The sequence below is a fragment of the Enterobacter cloacae complex sp. SYL001 genome (assembly GCF_049237025.1).
Classification (GTDB): Bacteria; Pseudomonadota; Gammaproteobacteria; order Enterobacterales; family Enterobacteriaceae; genus Enterobacter; species Enterobacter intestinihominis.
The window spans coordinates 17,276-35,182 of the sequence record NZ_JBMKJI010000005.1 but is presented as its reverse complement, the minus strand read 5'-3'; the positions used below and the strand labels follow the sequence as shown (position 1 = coordinate 35,182).

Below are 17,907 nucleotides of genomic sequence, written 5' to 3'. Positions count from 1 at the left end.
ATTAAATAACAAAATACCTTTGCACGACGTCACAATTTGAATACAAATGATTTGGCTAAATTATAACCCTAAAATAGCTTTTAAGGACGAAAGCTAAGTCGAGTTAGCTTATTAACTAAATCACTGTGGCTTGTGATTCATTGCCTTTCCAACACAGGAATTTTGCAATGTCAGAGACTCTTATTCAGATGACGTGCATTACCAAACGCTTTCCCGGCGTGCTGGCGCTGAATCAGGTTGAATTCGATTTACGCTGCGGCGAAGTTCATGCCCTCTTAGGTGAAAACGGTGCCGGCAAATCGACGCTGATGAAAATTTTATCCGGTGTTTACCAACCTGATGCCGGTGAAATTCGCTTTGAAGGGCAATCCGTATCATTCAGCGATCCGCTAAGTGCTCAGCATGCAGGTATTACGATTATCCATCAGGAATTTAATCTCTTCCCCGATTTAACCGTGGAAGAGAATATCTTTATTGGCCGTGAATTCTGCAAAAATAGTCGCTGGCAGTTAGATAAACGCGCCCAGCGACAGGCGGTTGAGAAAATACTGCACACGCTGAATTTAAAAATCGCCCCGGACGCCCGCGTCAGTGAATTAACCGTAGCCCAGCAGCAGATGGTGGAAATTGCCAAAGCGATTTCGGTCAATGCCAAAGTGCTAATCATGGATGAACCCACCGCCGCGCTGACCGAAAGTGAAATCGAGAGTTTGTTTGACGTCACGCGGATGCTCAAGGCTCAGGGCACGGGGATTGTCTACATCTCGCACCGTCTGGAAGAGCTGGCGCTGATCGCCGATCGCGCGACCGTCATGCGCGACGGACAATACATCGCCACCGTAGATTATGAAACGGTTCAGATCGGCGAGCTTATCGCCATGATGGTTGGCCGCAATCTCGATAACATCTACCCAAAACGCCCGCCGCATCAGCGCAGAGAAAAAGTGCTGGAGGTGAACGGCCTGACGCGTAATGGTGTACTGCATGACATCAACTTTACCCTCTGGCGCGGTGAGATCCTCGGTCTCGCTGGCTTAATGGGCGCAGGCCGAACTGAACTGGGCCGGGCCCTGTTTGGCGCCGATGCGATCGACGCTGGCACCCTGACGCTGAACGGCACCCCCACACGTATTAAAGACGTGGCTGATGCCATTGAGAAAGGCATCAGCTATTTAACAGAAGACCGCAAAAAAGAGGGACTCGCCCTCGGCCTTTCTGTTGAGATGAACATTATGCTCGGCAATTACCCGGACTACGCTGGCGCCGCGGGTAATGTTGATGAAAAACGCTGCCGGGAGTCCAGCCAGAAACTGGTGGATACGCTGCGAATAAAAACGCCACATCTGGAACAGGCGGCACTGAATTTAAGCGGCGGTAATCAACAGAAGATTATTATTGCCCGCTGGGTCTGCAAAGACACCGATATTTTAATTTTTGATGAGCCAACCCGGGGAATTGACGTTGGCGCCAAGCTGGAAATCTACGAATTAATGAATCGCCTTGTCGCTAAAGGTAAATCGATCATCATGATTTCATCCGAACTGCCGGAAGTATTAGGAATGTGCGACCGCATACTCGTGATGCGCAGCGGCCGCATTGCCGGCGAAATAGCGGCTGAGCACGCCACCCAGGAAAAAATCATGCAATACGCCACGCTGGAGGATTAATCATGTCCGTTACCGTTCCATCGCCGCAAAGCGGAAGTCATACGATGAAAATAAATAAAGCGCTCCTGATGCGTCTGGCGCCTCTTTTTAGCCTGGTATTGCTGGTTCTGTTTTTCAGCTTCAGCTCTCCGTTCTTCTTTAATACTGAAAATATCATGACTATCGCCCTGCAAACGGCGGTGATTGGCATCATGGCCATTGGCGTGACCTTTGTGATTATTACCGCCGGGATCGACCTGTCACTCGGATCGGTGGTGGCGTTCTCAGGGGTTGCGGTGGGCATCGCCGCCGGGTTTGGTATGCCGTTGCCGGTCTGTATTCTGGCAGGCGTGCTCGCAGGCGGACTTTGCGGCTATGTGAACGCGTTTCTGGTCACCAAAATGACCATACCACCGTTTATTGCCACCCTCGGCTTAATGATGTCGGTACGCGGCATCAATATGGTGATGACCGATGGCCGCGCGATTTATTTTTCTGACTACCCGCAGTTCAAGCTGCTAGCACAGGGTCGCCTGTTCGACGTTCTGCCTTATCCGGTGTTCTACCTGGTCATCGTGGCACTGATCGCCATGTGGATCCTGAAGAAAACGGTGATGGGCCGCTATATCTACGCTGTCGGCAGCAATGAAACGGCGGCACACCTTTCCGGGATCAAAGTCCAGCGAGTGAAAATTTTCGTTTACGCCTTCTGCGGCCTGTTAACCGGCGTGGCCGGGGTGATCCTCGCCTCTCGTCTCAACTCAGGCCAGCCAACCGTGGGCGTGGGTTATGAGCTGGAAGCCATCGCGGCGGTAGTGATCGGCGGTACCAGTCTGATGGGCGGCGTGGGCACGATTGGCGGCACCATCATAGGCGCGTTCATTATGAGCGTGCTGAAAAACGGCCTCAATCTCATGGGCGTGTCCCAGTTCTGGCAGATGGTGGCGATGGGCGTGGTCGTCGTTGCCGCCGTCTACCTGGACACGTTACGTAAAAGAATGCGTTAGGTTCTCGATACAACAAGCCCTGCCAACCCTACAACGGAGCAAAATAATGAAAACCAGCCATATCCTGAGCGCCCTGTCGCTCGTTGCCATCCTGTCCAGCAGCGCGCTGGCAAAAGATTTAAACCTGCCGGTGGTCAGTAAAGGTTACCAGCACGAATTCTGGCAGACGGTCAAAATGGGAACGGAAGCTGCCGCAAAAGAGTTGGGTGACAAAACCAGCTACGTTGGCCCTGCCGATGAAACGCAAATCGCCGAACAGATCCAGTTAGTCGAAAACACCATGGCACAAAAACCAAACGGCCTGTTGCTGGCCGCACTTGATGCAAACGCCCTTGCCCCGCTGGTCGAAACCGCCAACAGCCGGGGGATCAAAGTGGTGACCTTCGACTCGGGCGTGAACTCGGATATCCCGGCCAGCTTTGTCGCCACCAATAACCGTAAGGCGGGCGCACAGGCTGCGGATGCGCTGGCAGAGCAGGTAGGCCAGAAGGGGAAAGTGGGTATTATCGCCCACGTAGCCGGGACGACGTCCGCCATTGAGCGCTCTGAAGGGTTCAGCGAGCGGATGAAAGAGAAGTACCCGAATATTCAGGTACTGCCGGTGCAATACAGCGATGGCGACCCGCAAAAAGCGATGGATAAAACCATTGATATGGTTCAGGCCAACCCGGATATCGCCGGTATTTATGCCACCAACGAAGGCTCAACCCTGGGCGTTGCGAACGCTATCGACAGCCAGAATCTGAAGGGCAAAGTAAAAGTCATCGGTTTTGACAGCACCGAAGCCATCATTAACTTCCTTAAAAACGGTGTGATTCAGGGCTTCGTGGTGCAGGACGCCTATCAGATTGGTTATCAGGGCATAAAAGCGCTGAACGCGGTGATTTCCGGACAGACGGTGGCCAAAGAAATTGATATTCCAGTGAAATATGTCAATGCGCAGAATATCAACACGCCTGAAATTGATAAACTGCTGCATCCGTTTGGTAAAAAATAAGGAAGTTCATGATGAGTGACGGCTATTTCCTCGGGGTAGATGTAGGTTCAGCCAGCGTTCGTGCAGGGCTTTACTCTGCGCAAGGCGAGCGTTTGAGCTTCGCGACCCGTCCGATTTCGCAGTTTCACGCCAGCAACGCGCGCGTGGAACAATCCTCTGTGGAAATCTGGCAGCAGGTTTGTGCGGTGGTGCGGGAAGCCGTCGACTCCTCTGGGATTTCACCTGACGCCATTCGTTCGATTGGCTTCGACGCCACGTGCTCGCTGGTCGCGCTGGATGCTGACGGTAACGGCCTGAGCGTCTCCCCGGACAGTCCGGCATCGCAGGACATCATTATGTGGATGGATCATCGTGCTCACGAAGAAACCGTTCACATCAATGCCACACGCGATCCGGCCCTGTGCTACGTGGGCGGCGAGGTCAGCATCGAGATGGAGTTGCCAAAACTGCTGTGGTTGCAGCGGCATCATCCTGAAACCTGGAATCAGGCCTGGCGCTTTTACGACCTTGCCGATTTTCTGGTCTGGAAAGCGACGGGCCAGGACGTCGCCAGCCTGTGCACCCTCACCTGCAAATGGAACTACCTTGCGCATGAGGCGCAGTTCAGCGAATCGCTGCTCAGGGCGGTGGGGCTGGAAAACTTACTGACAAAAATTCCCGGCACTATTCTGGACGTCGCTGAATGCGTCGGAAAACTCAGCCCGCAGGCAGCGCAAGCTCTGGGTTTGTCTGAAGAAGTGGTTGTGGCAAGCGGCATGATCGATGCCCACGCGGGTGGCGTGGCGCTGACGGGCTCACACCCGGAAGGCACGCTGGCGCTCATCAGCGGAACCTCGAACTGCCATATGCTTGCCAGTCAGACGGAGATCCATACGCCCGGCGTCTGGGGACCTTACTGGAGCGCCATGCTGCCGGGCTACTGGCTGACGGAAGGCGGGCAAAGTGCTGCCGGGGCGCTGGTCGACTGGACGTTGCGCGAGCACGGAGTCAGCGCAGAGCTGTTTGCAAAAGCGGAAGCGGCGCAATGCCATCCGGTGGCATTACTCAACGACTGGGTAGCCGCACTTGAACAGGAAGAAAAATATCCCACCCGCAACCTGCACATTCTGGCCGATCACCACGGCAACCGCTCGCCGCGTTCGCGTCCTGATGCCCGGGGCAGCGTTGTCGGTCTGACATTAGAGACCGGTGAGCGCGCGCTGGCGAGGCTCTATCTGGCTACGCTACAGGCCATTGCCTACGGCACACGACACATTATGGATACTCTGAAACATCATGGGCACACCTTGTCGCGCATTGTCATTTGTGGTGGGGCTACTCATAACCGGCTCTGGCTGCGGGAGTATGCCGATGCCACAGGCTGCGATATTCACCTTTTAGCCGAAGAAGATGCGGTCACTCTCGGCGCGGCCATTTGCGGCGCTGTGGCGAGCGGTGCATGGGCAACGCTTACCGACGCCACCCGGGAAATGGTCAAAGCCGGCGATATCATCACCTGTCGGCCGGAAACCGCGGCCTTCCACCGGCAAAAATATGAGGCGTACCTGATGCTGTGGACCCAGCAACAGGCGCTTAATCTCCTGATGCAGCAGGAAATGTAATGGCAGGATGCGTATGCTTTATCAGCAGTTTTTACGTACGTTAAGGATTGAGGCGTAGCGATGGCCAAAACAGTTGAACAGATAGCGAAGGATCTGAATTTATCCGTCACCACCGTGCGGCTGGTACTGAGCGGGAAAGCCGAACAGTATCGGATCAGTGTGAAAACACAGTCCCGAATTAATGAACACGTCGAGCGCTTCGGCTATACCCTCAACCATTCGGCGCGCAGTCTGAAGTTAAACAAAACCGAGACGCTGGGGCTCATCGTGCCCAACATCTCAAACGTGTTCTTTGCAACGCTCGCCGAGAAACTCGAACTGCGCTGCCGCCGTTCGGGTTACCAGCTGATGATCAGCTGTACTTACAACGATGTGGATTACGAAAACAAGCTGGTAAAAGCTCTGATGGCGCGCAACGTGGACGGCTTATTTATCGTTCCCTCGACGCTGGAAAATCAGCAGCATCATTTGCGGCAGATCCAAAAGCCACTGGTGCTCCTTGACCGGGATTTTGGCTTTACTGACAACGCGCTGGTAGAGAGTCATAACGAGGCTGGGGGGGATGAACTGGCCCGCAATATGCTGGAAGAGTGCAAAACGCCGCTCTGGTTCCTTGTGGGCGATACCGCACTGCCCAGCATTACGGACCGTCTGAACGGCTATTTGCAGGCCTTGAAAACAGCCGGTATTCACCATCGCGAGTGGGTCATCGAAGGGCCGGACAATACGCCGGAGGGGGGATATGCCCTGATGGATTCGCTTATCGACAGCCAGGGTGTTCCGCAGGCGTTTATCGCCTCATCGTTACCCGTCCTGGAAGGGGCAATCGAAGCCCTGCGGACGCGTACCGGTACCGTGCCTCAACACATCAATATTGGTACCTTCGATGAGCACCCCATGCTGGGGTTCCTGCCTAACAGCGTCTGGTCCATGCAGCAGGATGAAGATACCTGGGCGGAAAAAGCGTTTGAACTGATGCAGCGAGCCATCGACGGCGAAGCGGTCAACGAGACGGCGAAAGTCGATATGAAGCTGGTCAAACGTTCCCGCCAGTAAAAATAAAACTGTACCCGGAGAATAAAAAATGGAACGAGCCCGATTAGCCAGAGACATTATCGACACCTGCCTTGAGATGACCCGCATGGGATTAAATCAGGGCACCGCCGGGAATATCAGCGTTCGCTATCGCGACGGTATGCTGATTACGCCGACCGGAATTCCCTACGAGCATCTGACCGAAGAGAGTATCGTCTATGTCGATGCACAGGGGCGACACGAAGAGGATAAACTGCCCTCCAGCGAATGGCGTTTTCATCAGGTTGTGTATCAGACCCGCCCGGATGCTAACGCCGTCGTCCATAACCATGCGGTTAACTGTACCGCCGTCTCGATACTCAACCGCCCCATTCCTGCTATTCACTATATGATTGCCGCCGCCGGGGGAAACTCCATTCCCTGCGCGCCTTACGCGACCTTCGGGACGCGCGCGCTGTCAGAGCATGTCGCGGTCGCGTTACGCGATCGCAAAGCGACGCTATTACAGCACCACGGCCTGATCACCTGCGAAGAAAATCTTGAGAAGGCACTGTGGCTGGCGCAGGAGGTAGAGGTGCTGGCAAAACTCTACCTGGCCACGCTGGCGATCGTGGATCCCGTTCCGGTACTCAGTGACGATGAAATTGCCATTGTTCTTGAGAAATTTAAAAGCTACGGGTTGCGCGTCGAGGCGTAATTTTTTATCCGGGGGTGCTTTTATCACACCCTCGTAATATCTCTTAAACAAACACCTATTTACCGCACTTATCACCCCGCCTAAACTATGGCCTGCTTTTTGGTAGAGGTGGTAATGAACGATTATAAAATGACGCCAGGTGAACTGCGTGCGACCTGGGGTTTAGGGACTGTTTTCTCGCTGCGGATGCTTGGCATGTTTATGGTCCTGCCCGTTCTGACCACATATGGCATGGCGTTACAGGGTGCCAGCGAAGCGCTGATTGGTCTGGCTATCGGTATCTACGGCCTGGCGCAGGCGATATTCCAGATCCCCTTTGGCCTGCTCTCCGACCGCGTGGGTCGCAAACCGCTGATTGTCGGCGGGCTGCTGGTGTTTGTACTTGGCAGCATCATCGCCGCCCTCTCCCACTCCATCTGGGGAATTATTCTTGGCCGCGCCCTGCAAGGTTCCGGGGCGATTGCCGCCGCCGTGATGGCGCTGCTGTCAGATTTAACCCGCGAGCAAAACCGCACCAAAGCCATGGCGTTTATTGGCGTCAGCTTCGGCGTCACGTTTGCCATTGCCATGGTGCTGGGGCCGATTATTACCCATTCACTCGGCCTGCACGCCCTGTTCTGGATGATAGCCGTGCTGGCAACCATCGGGATCGCACTCACGCTGTGGGTTGTGCCGGACAGTAAAAACCATGTCCTGAACCGTGAATCCGGGATGGTCAAAGGCTGCTTCAGCAAAGTCATCGCCGAGCCGCGCCTGCTTAAGCTGAACTTCGGCATTATGTGCCTGCACATTCTGCTGATGTCCACCTTTGTCGCCCTGCCCGGTCAACTTGCCGCAGCAGGTTTCCCGGCGGCAGAGCACTGGAAAATTTATCTGGTCACAATGCTGATCTCGTTTGTCTCCGTTGTGCCCTTCATTATTTACGCCGAAGTGAAGCGCAAAATGAAACGCGTCTTCGTGGGCTGCGTGGCGTTACTGTTGATTGCCGAGATTGTGCTGTGGGGCGCCGGCCCTCATTTCTGGGAGCTGATCGCAGGCGTACAGCTGTTCTTCCTGGCGTTTAATCTGATGGAAGCCCTACTGCCGTCGCTTATCAGCAAAGAGTCTCCGGCAGGATACAAAGGCACCGCGATGGGCATTTACTCCACCAGCCAGTTTCTCGGCGTGGCGATCGGCGGGTCCCTCGGCGGCTGGGTGGACGGCCTTTTTGATTCTCAGACCGTGTTCCTCGCCGGTGCGCTACTGGCGATGCTCTGGCTGTTTGTTGCCAGCACCATGAAAGAGCCGCGCTATGTGAGTAGCCTGCGGGTAGAAATTCCCGATGACGTGGCAATCGGTGACGCGTTACAACAGCGTCTGGAAGCGACAGAGGGCGTGAGCGAAGTGCTGATTGTCCCGGAAGAGCGCAGTGCGTATGTCAAAATTGACAGCAAAGTGACTAACCGCTTTGAGGTAGAGCAGGCGCTGAAGGCCTGAAAAAATGCCCGGTTTAGCCGGGCATAATTGTCTTAATCGCGGAAGTTTTTAAACTGGAATGGCTGACCGAGATCGCCGCCACGCACCAGCGCCATCACGGATTGCAGGTCATCACGGGATTTTCCGGTCACGCGGATTTCTTCCCCCTGGATCTGCGCCTGCACTTTCAGCTTACTGTCTTTGATAAGCTTAACGATTTTTTTCTGTACCGCGCTTTCAATCCCCTGCTTCAGCTTCGCTTCTACAAACCAGGTTTTTCCGCTGTGAACAAAATCTTCCGGTACATCAAGTGAGGTCCCTTCAATGCCGCGCTTGAGCAGCTTGGCGCGCAGGATATCCAGCAGTTGGTTGACCTGGAAATCAGACTCACTCAGGACTTTGATTGTCTTGTTCGCGTCGTTCAGTTCAATGGTCGCCTCAACGCCACGAAAATCGAAACGTGACTCCACTTCACGAATAGCATTATCTACGCCGTTACGCGCTTCCTGCAGATCAACTTCAGAAACAATATCGAAAGATGGCATCTTTTCTTCTCCCTTCATTTTTGTTGCGTTGCATAATACCTGCAACGAGGCATAACGAGAAGCTTAGCTGATGGCGCTATACTTAGCGTCTTAGCACCTGGCGCAGTTGCAGGTGAGGAGGAACAATGAAAGTAACAGTGCTTGGATGCGGCGCCCTTGGTCAACTCTGGCTCAGCGCGCTATGCAAACAGGGACACGACGTTCAGGGCTGGCTGCGAATTCCCCAACCCTATTGCAGTGTGAATGTGATGGGTACAGACGGTTCAATTTTTAACGAGTCTTTGACGGCAAACGATCCGGAATTTCTCGCGAGCAGCGATCTGCTGCTGGTCACGCTGAAGGCCTGGCAGGTCTCCGATGCGGTGAAAAGCCTGGCCGCCCAATTACCTGAAAGCACGCCAGTCCTGCTGATTCACAACGGTATGGGTACCATTGAAGAGCTAAAGTCTGTCCGGCAACCGCTGCTGATGGGAACAACCACCCACGCGGCACGCCGCGACGGTAACGTCATTATTCATGTTGCCAGTGGCATCACCCATATCGGCCCGGCGCGTGAACAGCCCGGCGATTACAGCTATCTTGCGGATACCCTGCAAAGCACGCTGCCTGACGTCGCCTGGCACAATAACATTCGCGCAGAACTGTGGCGCAAACTGGCGGTCAACTGCGCGATCAATCCGCTGACTGCCCTGCTGGATTGCCCTAACGGTGATCTGCGCCAGCATCCCGATCGGTTAGCGCTGATTTGCCGGGAAGTTGCCGCCGTCATTGAACGCGAAGGCTACCACACCTCAGAGTCTGATTTACGTTATTATGTCGACCAGGTCATTGAGAGTACGGCAGAAAATATCTCCTCAATGCTGCAGGATATCCGGGCTATGCGGCATACCGAAATTGATTACATTACCGGTTATCTGTTAAAACGCGCCCGGGCACACGGCATTACCGTTGCGGAAAACAGCCGTCTGTTTGAGTTAGTAAAACGAAAGGAGAGTGAGTATGAGCGCATCGGCACTGGTATGCCTCGCCCCTGGTAGCGAAGAGACAGAAGCGGTCACCACCATTGATTTGATGGTACGTGGTGGTATTAAGGTTACCACCGCCAGCGTCGCCAGCGACGGAAGTCTGGCGATTACCTGCTCGCGTGGGGTCAAGATCCTGGCAGATGCACCGCTTGTACAGGTGGCGGACGGTGATTACGACATTATCGTGCTGCCGGGCGGTCTGAAGGGCGCGGAGTGTTTCCGCGACAGCCCGCTGCTGGTTGAAACCGTTCGTCAGTTTCATCTTTCCGGGCGTATCGTCGCGGCAATCTGTGCGGCCACAGGTACGGTACTGGTTCCGCACGACATTTTCCCCATCGGCAATATGACCGGCTTCCCAGGCCTGAAGGATACGATTCCGGAAGACCAGTGGGTGGATAAACGCGTGGTCTGGGATCCGCGCGTTAACCTGCTCACCAGCCAGGGGCCGGGTACCGCCATTGATTTTGGCCTGAAGATTATTGACCTGCTGGTCGGGCGCGAAAAAGCGTACGAAGTGGCGTCATCGCTGGTGATGGCGGCAGGGATTTATAACTACTACGAGTAAAAAAAGCCGGGTGGCGGCTACGCCTTACCCGGCCTACAAGTGTACGGTACCGTAGGCCCGGTAAGCGAAGCGCCACCGGGCAATAGGCTACGGGCGATACACCTTCACGTTCGCGAAGCCCTGCTCGCGCAGGTACAGCGCCTGTAAACGGCTCATCACCCCGCGCTCACACCACAGCAGATACGTTTTGCTCTGGTCGAGATCGCCAAACTGGGTGCTCAGCTTGTAGAACGGCAGCGAAACCACCTCCACGCCTTCCACCTGCAACGGCTTGTCATCCTGCTCATCAACAGAACGTATATCCAGAATCGTATCGTTAGCACCGAAGCCGCTGACCGTCTCCACCTCAACCACGTCCTGCTCGGTCTGCTGGGCGATCTCACGGATATCGATGTTGGACGCTTCCGCCACCACTTTTTCCAGGATGCTGAAATCGAAGTTCTCTTCTTCCGCTTCGATCTTCGCCTTCACCGCTTTAATGGTTGGACTTTTTGAGATCACGCCGCAATATTCCGGCATGGTGCGGGCAAAATCTTCAGTACCGATTTTACGCGCCAGATCGATGATGTGCTCTTTATCGTGAGAGATCAGCGGACGCAGGATCAGCGTATCAGACACGTTGTCGATAAGACGCAGGTTGGTCAGCGTCTGGCTGGAGACCTGCCCCAGTGCTTCACCGGTGACCAGCGCTTGCACGCCGTAGCGCTCAGCCACTTTGGACGCCGCACGCACCATCATACGTTTCAGGACCACGCCCATCTGGCCGTCATCCACTTTCTCAAGAATTTCGCCGACCACCGGCTCAAAGTTGATCGCCACGAAACGCACGCGGTGAGAGCTGCCGAAGCGGTTCCACAGGTAATGCGCCACCTGACGTACGCCGATTTCGTGCGCCGCGCCGCCCAGATTAAAGAAGCAGTAGTGCACGCGGCAGCCGCGACGCATCAGCATATAGCTGGAAACGCCGGAGTCGAACCCGCCGGAGATCAGCGATAGCACATCTTCTTGCGTGCCGATCGGGAAGCCGCCAATACCTTCATAACGGCCCTTAACCAGCAGCAGGCGATCGTTTTCGATCTCAAGATTAACGGTAACGTTCGGATTAGTCAGGCGCACGCGCGCCGTCTCAACGTGCTGGTTCAGACCGCCGCCGACATAGCGCTCAACGTCAATGGAGCTAAACTCATGCTTACCACGGCGCTTCACGCGTACGCAGAACGTTTTCCCTTCGATCTGATCGCGGTACTGTACCAGCGCCTTTTCGAAGATATCGTGCATATCGGTGAAGGGAACGTCTTCCACTTCCAGAATATGGTGAATACCCGGGATACGGGTCAGCGCGTCGCGAATATCAAGACGTTTGTTTTCGTCTTTCGCGCGGACTTCAACGTGGTCCCAGTGACGCACCACGGCGAGCGTTTCGTCGTAGTGTTTTAATACGTTACGAATGTTCCCGGTGAGAATTTTAATAAAGCGCAAACGCACGGATTGGCTTTTGATGGTGATTTCAGGGAACAATTTAATGATAAACTTCATGGCGGCAATGTTTCTTAGGCAAGCTTATAAAGGCTTGTAGTGGAAAATGATACAGCAGCCCACACCCGTGGCTGCATCCAGGCGCGCAAGTATACCACCATCGCGCCACTCGCGTTATTTGATAATTGCCCCGAGTCCGTTACCATGTCAGGGCGAAAAATTTAAGAGTCAATTCACTATGCCGAAGAAAAACGACGCACCGGCCAGTTTCGAAACTGCGCTGAGTGAACTGGAGCAGATCGTTACCCGTCTTGAGAGCGGCGATCTTCCGCTGGAAGACGCGCTCAACGAATTTGAACGCGGCGTGCAGCTCGCGCGCCAGGGGCAGGTAAAACTCCAGCAGGCCGAGCAGCGTGTGCAGATCCTGCTTTCCGACAGCGAAGACGCTAAAACCACGCCATTCACACCGGACGCCGAGTAAATGGATTTCTCCAACGCGCTTCAGGCGCGCGTCATCCGCGCCAACGACGCGCTGCGCCGTTTCATTGAGCCGCAGCCTTTTCAGAACACTCCTCTGGTTGAAGCCATGCACTATGGCGCACTCTTGGGGGGTAAACGCCTGCGTCCGTTCCTGGTGTATGCCACGGGCAACATGTTCGGTATCAGCGATAACACGCTGGACGCCCCGGCAGCCGCCGTGGAGTGTATCCACGCCTATTCGCTGATCCACGATGATTTGCCGGCCATGGACGATGACGATCTGCGTCGCGGTCAGCCGACCTGCCACATTAAGTTCGGCGAAGCGAATGCCATTCTGGCGGGTGATGCGCTGCAAACCCTGGCGTTCTCTATTCTGAGCGATGCGCCGATGGTTGAAGTGAGCGATCGCGATCGTCTGGCAATGGTGTCCGAACTGGCAATGGCCAGCGGCGTCGCCGGGATGTGCGGCGGCCAGGCGCTGGATTTAGAGGCTGAAGGTCGTCAGGTAACTCTGGAACAGCTGGAGCGCATCCACCGTCACAAAACGGGCGCCCTGATTCGGGCAGCCGTTCGTCTGGGCGCGTTGAGCGCGGGTGAACGCGGGCGTAAAGCCCTGCCGGTTCTGGACAGATACGCAGAAAGTATCGGTCTGGCATTCCAGGTTCAGGATGACATTCTGGATGTGGTGGGCGATACTGCAACATTGGGAAAACGCCAGGGTGCGGATCAGCAGCTTGGCAAAAGTACCTACCCCGCCCTGTTGGGCCTTGAGCATGCCCAACGTAAAGCCCGGGATCTGATAGACGATGCCCGCCGGTCACTGAATGAGCTGGCCGCGCAATCGCTGGATACCTCGGCACTGGAAGCGCTAGCGGACTACATAATCCAGCGTAATAAATAAACTATATATCTCGATGAGCCTTTGATGAGTTTTGATATTGCCAAATACCCGACACTGGCGTTAGTTGACTCCACTCAGGAGTTACGTCTGTTGCCGAAAGAGAGTCTGCCGAAGCTGTGTGACGAGCTGCGTCGCTACCTGCTCGACAGCGTTAGCCGCTCCAGCGGCCACTTCGCCTCCGGACTTGGCACGGTTGAGCTGACCGTGGCGTTGCATTACGTCTATAACACGCCGTTCGATCAGCTGATCTGGGATGTTGGCCACCAGGCCTATCCGCACAAAATTCTGACCGGACGTCGCGATAAGATTGGCACCATTCGCCAGAAAGGCGGCCTGCATCCGTTCCCGTGGCGCGGCGAGAGCGAGTTTGACGTGTTAAGCGTCGGCCACTCTTCCACCTCCATTTCTGCGGGCATTGGTATTGCCGTTGCCGCCGAAAAAGAGAATAAACAACGCCGTACCGTCTGCGTGATTGGCGACGGGGCGATCACCGCCGGGATGGCTTTTGAGGCCATGAACCACGCGGGCGATATCAAACCGGACATGCTGGTGATCCTCAACGATAACGAAATGTCGATCTCCGAGAACGTCGGCGCGCTGAATAACCATCTGGCGCAGCTGCTGTCCGGTAAGCTTTACTCCTCACTGCGCGAAGGCGGGAAAAAAGTCTTCTCCGGCGTACCGCCGATCAAAGAGCTGCTTAAGCGTACCGAAGAACATATCAAAGGCATGGTCGTGCCGGGTACGCTGTTTGAAGAGCTGGGCTTTAACTATATTGGCCCGGTGGACGGCCACGATGTGTTAGGTCTGGTGACGACGCTTAAAAACATGCGCGACCTGAAAGGCCCGCAGTTCCTGCATATCATGACCAAAAAAGGGCGTGGTTACGAACCGGCGGAAAAAGATCCGATCACCTTCCACGCGGTGCCCAAGTTCGACCATACCAGCGGTTGTCTGCCGAAAAGCAGCGGCGGGATGCCGAGCTACTCAAAAATCTTCGGCGACTGGCTGTGCGAAACGGCGGCGAAAGACAACACGCTGATGGCGGTGACGCCTGCCATGCGTGAAGGCTCCGGCATGGTCGAGTTTTCCAAAAAATACCCGGACCAGTATTTCGACGTCGCCATTGCCGAGCAGCACGCGGTAACCTTCGCAGCGGGCCTGGCGATTGGCGGCTACAAGCCGGTGGTAGCGATTTACTCTACCTTCCTGCAACGCGCCTACGATCAGGTGATCCATGACGTTGCCATCCAGAAGCTGCCGGTGCTGTTTGCTATCGACCGTGCGGGCATCGTGGGGGCTGACGGCCAGACGCACCAGGGCGCATTTGACCTCTCCTTCCTGCGCTGCATCCCGGACATGGTGATCATGACGCCAAGCGACGAAAACGAGTGTCGTCAGATGCTGTATACCGGTTACCACTATCAGGACGGTCCCTGTGCGGTACGTTATCCACGCGGCAATGCCCTTGGCGTTGAATTACGGCCGCTGGAAAAACTGGATATCGGTAAAGGTCTGGTGAAACGTCGCGGTGAAAAAGTGGCGATCCTGAACTTTGGTACGCTGATGCCGGAAGCGGCAAAAGTCGCTGAAACCCTGAATGCGACGCTCGTCGATATGCGATTTGTGAAGCCGCTCGATGAATCTCTGATTCTGAGCATGGCGGAAAGCCATGAGGTGCTGGTCACGCTGGAAGAGAACGCCATCATGGGTGGCGCGGGTAGCGGCGTGAACGAAGTGCTGATGGCGAACCGTAAAGTCGTTCCGGTGCTTAATCTCGGCCTGCCGGACCACTTCATCCCGCAAGGCACTCAGGACGAGGCGCGCGCCGACATTGGCCTGGACGCCGTCGGTATCGAAGCTAAAATCCGCACCTGGCTGGCCTGATCCCTCCCCTTTTCTGCTCCTGCTATGCTTAAACGTATTGTTTAAACAGCAGGAGCGGAACCATGCAATACACGACATTAGGAAAAACAGACCTCAAGGTGTCCCGGCTTTGCCTGGGCTGCATGACGTTTGGCGAGCCTGACCGGGGAAATCACGCCTGGACGCTGCCGGAAGAGAGCAGCCGCCCTATCATTAAGCGCGCCATTGACGGCGGCATCAACTTCTTCGATACCGCCAACAGCTACTCCGACGGCAGCAGCGAAGAGATTGTGGGCCGCGCCCTGCGAGATTTTGCCCGTCGGGATGAGATTGTGGTCGCCACCAAGGTGTATTACCCGTCAGGCGATCTGGCGGAAGGGCTTTCTCGCACGCAAATCCTGCGATCCATTGATGACAGCCTCAGACGCCTGAACATGGATTACGTCGACCTGCTGCAAATTCACCGCTGGGATTACAACACGCCGATCGAAGAGACGCTTGAAGCGTTGAACGACGTCGTGAAAGCCGGTAAAGCGCGCTACATCGGCGCATCGTCCATGCATGCCTCACAGTTTGCTCAGGCGCTCGATCTCCAGGCGCAGCATGGCTGGGCGCGCTTTGTCACTATGCAGGATCACTACAACCTGATCTACCGGGAAGAAGAACGCGAGATGCTGCCGCTCTGCTACCAGGAAGGCGTGGCGGTGATCCCGTGGAGCCCGCTGGCGCGCGGAAGGTTAACCCGTCCGTGGGGTGAAACTACCGCCCGGCTGGTATCGGATGAAGTAGGTAAAAATCTGTATGACGATACAGAAGCCAGCGATGCGTTAATTGCCGAACGATTAGCCGGGCTCGCCGACGATATCGGTGCAACGCGCGCGCAGGTAGCGCTGGCGTGGCTGCTGAGCAAGCGCGGTGTCGCCGCGCCGATTGTGGGCACATCGCGGGAAGAACAGCTGGACGAGTTGTTGAGTGCGGTGGACTTATCGTTGACGCCGGAGCAGATTGCCGAGCTGGAGACGCCGTATCAGCAACATCCGGTGGTAGGGTTTAAATAAACAATTCAGGGAACAAAATCCGTAGGCCGGGTAAGCGCAGCGCCACCCGGCAATACAGAGCGCACAAAATTACGCGAAGTGATCGTATCCTTTCCAGTCAAGCGTAACCGGGGCGCCGTCGCGGACAAACAGCAGCCCTTCACTTTCCGGCATCACCTGCCCGATGCAGGTAAATTTCGCCCCCAGATGCGCTAACGCCACATCCAGCGTCCCGCGATTCAGCTCGGGAACGGTAAAGCACAGCTCATAATCTTCCCCACCGGATAGTGCCCAGCGCAGCGCCTGTTCAGGATCGGCATGGCGACGCAACGGCTCTGACAGTGGGAACAGATCCAGATCGATCCGTGCGCCCACGCCACTGGCCTTCAGGATATGGCCGAGATCGGAGATCAGCCCGTCAGAGAGATCGATAGCAGAACTGGCCCGCTCGCGCAGCGCCTGACCGTGCAAAATACGCGGTGTGGGCCGCAGGTGGCGCTTCACCAGGTACGCCGCATCGTCAGCATCTACAACTGCTAAACGGTTCTGAAGGATCGCCAGCCCGGCCGCGCTATCCCCCGGCGTACCGGTCACGTAGATCCAGTCGCCCGGTTTTGCGCCCGAACGCTTCAGCGCGCGCCCCGCTGGCACATAGCCGTGGATTGCCAGGGTCATCGACAGCGGCCCGGCGGTGGTATCACCGCCAATCAGCTGCATATCGTAATAATTCAGCTGTTCAAACAGGGCATCGCTGAAGGCTTCAAGCCAGGCTTCATCCACCTCCGGCAGGGTCAGAGCCAGCGTCAGCCAGGCCGGGTCGGCGCCCATTGCCGCCAGATCGCTAACGTTTACCGCCAGCGCCTTATACGCCAGGTCGGCAGGATCGATATCGGGCAGGAAGTGACGCCCACATACTAAGGTGTCGGTGCTGATTGCCAGCGTCTGTTTTTCGGGAATATTGAGAAGTGCGCAGTCATCGCCAATGCCGGTTTCAACATCAAGACGAGAGGTTCTGACACGGTCGAAATAACGGGCAATCAGGGAGAATTCGCCGCATGCCATACGTTATGCCTCAGCAAATAAAAGAAAAAACCGGAGCCGCACTGCCAAAAAGGCAATGCAAGACTCCGGTTTGCGGATCACTTTTTGTGGGGACGGATCGCAGGTGCGGCTTTATCCAGCACGCCGTTTACAAACTTGTGGCTGTCTTCAGCGCCGAAGGTTTTTGCCAGTTCGATCGCTTCGTTGATGGCCACTTTGTACGGCACATCATCACGTTTAGACAGCTCAAACAGCGCGATACGCAACACTGCTTTTTCGACCTGGCCCAGCTCTTCGAGCAGACGGGACAGGTATGGCTTCATCAGACCATCGAGATACGCGCTATTAGTCGCCACTCCCGACAGCAGTTCACGGAAGTACAGAACGTCAACGTCTTTCACGTCCTGTTCTGACAGGAACTGGTATTCAACATCAGCGATGTCGTTCTGGGACAACTGCCAGGAGTAAAGTGCCTGGACGGCACATTCACGGGCGCGGCGACGAGCAGCAGGTTTCACGGAATTCCCCTTACA

At 55.5% G+C, this 17,907-nt stretch carries 17 protein-coding genes; 13 read left to right on the top strand and 4 right to left on the bottom strand.

Going from position 1 to position 17,907, the window contains the following annotated elements:
• Positions 1 to 167 precede the first annotated feature (167 nt).
• From ACOTZP_RS07500 to ACOTZP_RS07470, 7 genes are all read left to right on the top strand, one after another.
• Positions 168 to 1,667: a sugar ABC transporter ATP-binding protein gene (locus tag ACOTZP_RS07500; protein ID WP_404348941.1), complete on the top strand. Its 1,500-nt coding sequence runs from the start codon at positions 168 to 170 to the stop codon at positions 1,665 to 1,667.
• Positions 1,668 to 1,669: 2 nt separating this feature from the next.
• Positions 1,670 to 2,653 carry an ABC transporter permease gene (locus ACOTZP_RS07495; RefSeq protein ID WP_022647237.1) on the top strand — a complete coding sequence of 328 codons (984 nt, stop codon included), beginning with the start codon at positions 1,670 to 1,672 and terminating at the stop codon, positions 2,651 to 2,653.
• A gap of 46 nt (positions 2,654 to 2,699) precedes the next feature.
• The gene (locus tag ACOTZP_RS07490; protein WP_000858088.1) at positions 2,700 to 3,650 is read left to right on the top strand and encodes an ABC transporter substrate-binding protein; all 951 of its coding nucleotides are present in this window, start codon (positions 2,700 to 2,702) and stop codon (positions 3,648 to 3,650) included.
• Between the two features lie 11 nt (positions 3,651 to 3,661).
• A complete protein-coding gene (locus ACOTZP_RS07485; protein WP_032624754.1) occupies positions 3,662 to 5,251 on the top strand; it encodes an FGGY-family carbohydrate kinase in 1,590 nt (529 codons plus the stop codon).
• Positions 5,252 to 5,311: 60 nt separating this feature from the next.
• Positions 5,312 to 6,307 (top strand): LacI family DNA-binding transcriptional regulator, encoded by a 996-nt coding sequence (locus tag ACOTZP_RS07480; RefSeq protein ID WP_023299444.1) that lies wholly within the window; start codon positions 5,312 to 5,314, stop codon positions 6,305 to 6,307.
• A 28-nt stretch (positions 6,308 to 6,335) separates the two neighbouring features.
• Positions 6,336 to 6,983, top strand: a complete 648-nt coding sequence (gene fucA / locus ACOTZP_RS07475; protein ID WP_017383181.1) for an L-fuculose-phosphate aldolase — start codon at positions 6,336 to 6,338, stop codon at positions 6,981 to 6,983.
• A gap of 114 nt (positions 6,984 to 7,097) precedes the next feature.
• The gene (locus ACOTZP_RS07470) at positions 7,098 to 8,459 is read left to right on the top strand and encodes an MFS transporter (protein WP_022647234.1); all 1,362 of its coding nucleotides are present in this window, start codon (positions 7,098 to 7,100) and stop codon (positions 8,457 to 8,459) included.
• A gap of 32 nt (positions 8,460 to 8,491) precedes the next feature.
• Here the strand turns inward: ACOTZP_RS07470 and ACOTZP_RS07465 are convergent, their stop codons facing one another.
• Entirely contained in the window at positions 8,492 to 8,983 is a 492-nt protein-coding gene (locus ACOTZP_RS07465; protein WP_022647233.1) for a YajQ family cyclic di-GMP-binding protein, read from the bottom strand.
• A 125-nt stretch (positions 8,984 to 9,108) separates the two neighbouring features.
• Here ACOTZP_RS07465 and panE point away from each other — a divergent pair, with 125 nt between their 5' ends.
• Positions 9,109 to 10,020 carry a 2-dehydropantoate 2-reductase gene (gene panE, locus ACOTZP_RS07460; RefSeq protein ID WP_032624757.1) on the top strand — a complete coding sequence of 304 codons (912 nt, stop codon included), beginning with the start codon at positions 9,109 to 9,111 and terminating at the stop codon, positions 10,018 to 10,020.
• Positions 9,983 to 10,573 carry a protein deglycase YajL gene (yajL, locus tag ACOTZP_RS07455; RefSeq protein ID WP_271074447.1) on the top strand — a complete coding sequence of 197 codons (591 nt, stop codon included), beginning with the start codon at positions 9,983 to 9,985 and terminating at the stop codon, positions 10,571 to 10,573. Before panE ends, yajL begins: the two co-directional genes overlap by 38 nt.
• Before the next feature lie 87 nt (positions 10,574 to 10,660).
• On the opposite strand, the gene thiI is transcribed toward yajL, so the two are convergent.
• Positions 10,661 to 12,109 carry a tRNA uracil 4-sulfurtransferase ThiI gene (gene thiI, locus ACOTZP_RS07450; RefSeq protein ID WP_271074975.1) on the bottom strand — a complete coding sequence of 483 codons (1,449 nt, stop codon included), beginning with the start codon at positions 12,107 to 12,109 and terminating at the stop codon, positions 10,661 to 10,663.
• 178 nt (positions 12,110 to 12,287) lie between these two features.
• Between thiI and xseB the strand changes: the two genes are divergently transcribed.
• The 4 genes from xseB to ACOTZP_RS07430 all read left to right on the top strand — a co-directional run bounded on the left by xseB (position 12,288) and on the right by ACOTZP_RS07430 (position 16,354).
• Entirely contained in the window at positions 12,288 to 12,530 is a 243-nt protein-coding gene (gene xseB, locus ACOTZP_RS07445) for an exodeoxyribonuclease VII small subunit (RefSeq protein WP_003859094.1), read from the top strand.
• The gene (gene ispA, locus ACOTZP_RS07440; protein ID WP_038415485.1) at positions 12,531 to 13,430 is read left to right on the top strand and encodes a (2E,6E)-farnesyl diphosphate synthase; all 900 of its coding nucleotides are present in this window, start codon (positions 12,531 to 12,533) and stop codon (positions 13,428 to 13,430) included.
• Between the two features lie 24 nt (positions 13,431 to 13,454).
• The gene (gene dxs / locus ACOTZP_RS07435; protein WP_022647228.1) at positions 13,455 to 15,317 is read left to right on the top strand and encodes a 1-deoxy-D-xylulose-5-phosphate synthase; all 1,863 of its coding nucleotides are present in this window, start codon (positions 13,455 to 13,457) and stop codon (positions 15,315 to 15,317) included.
• Positions 15,318 to 15,379: 62 nt separating this feature from the next.
• On the top strand, positions 15,380 to 16,354 hold the full coding sequence (locus ACOTZP_RS07430) for an aldo/keto reductase (protein ID WP_271074976.1): 975 nt from the start codon (positions 15,380 to 15,382) through the stop codon (positions 16,352 to 16,354).
• 69 nt (positions 16,355 to 16,423) lie between these two features.
• Here ACOTZP_RS07430 and thiL read toward each other — a convergent pair whose 3' ends face one another.
• Together thiL and nusB are read right to left on the bottom strand one after the other, a co-directional pair.
• Complete coding sequence (gene thiL, locus ACOTZP_RS07425) at positions 16,424 to 17,395, bottom strand: thiamine-phosphate kinase (RefSeq protein ID WP_126291275.1); 972 nt, start codon at positions 17,393 to 17,395, stop codon at positions 16,424 to 16,426.
• Between the two features lie 77 nt (positions 17,396 to 17,472).
• Positions 17,473 to 17,892 carry a transcription antitermination factor NusB gene (nusB, locus tag ACOTZP_RS07420; protein ID WP_006809908.1) on the bottom strand — a complete coding sequence of 140 codons (420 nt, stop codon included), beginning with the start codon at positions 17,890 to 17,892 and terminating at the stop codon, positions 17,473 to 17,475.
• Positions 17,893 to 17,907 lie beyond the last annotated feature (15 nt).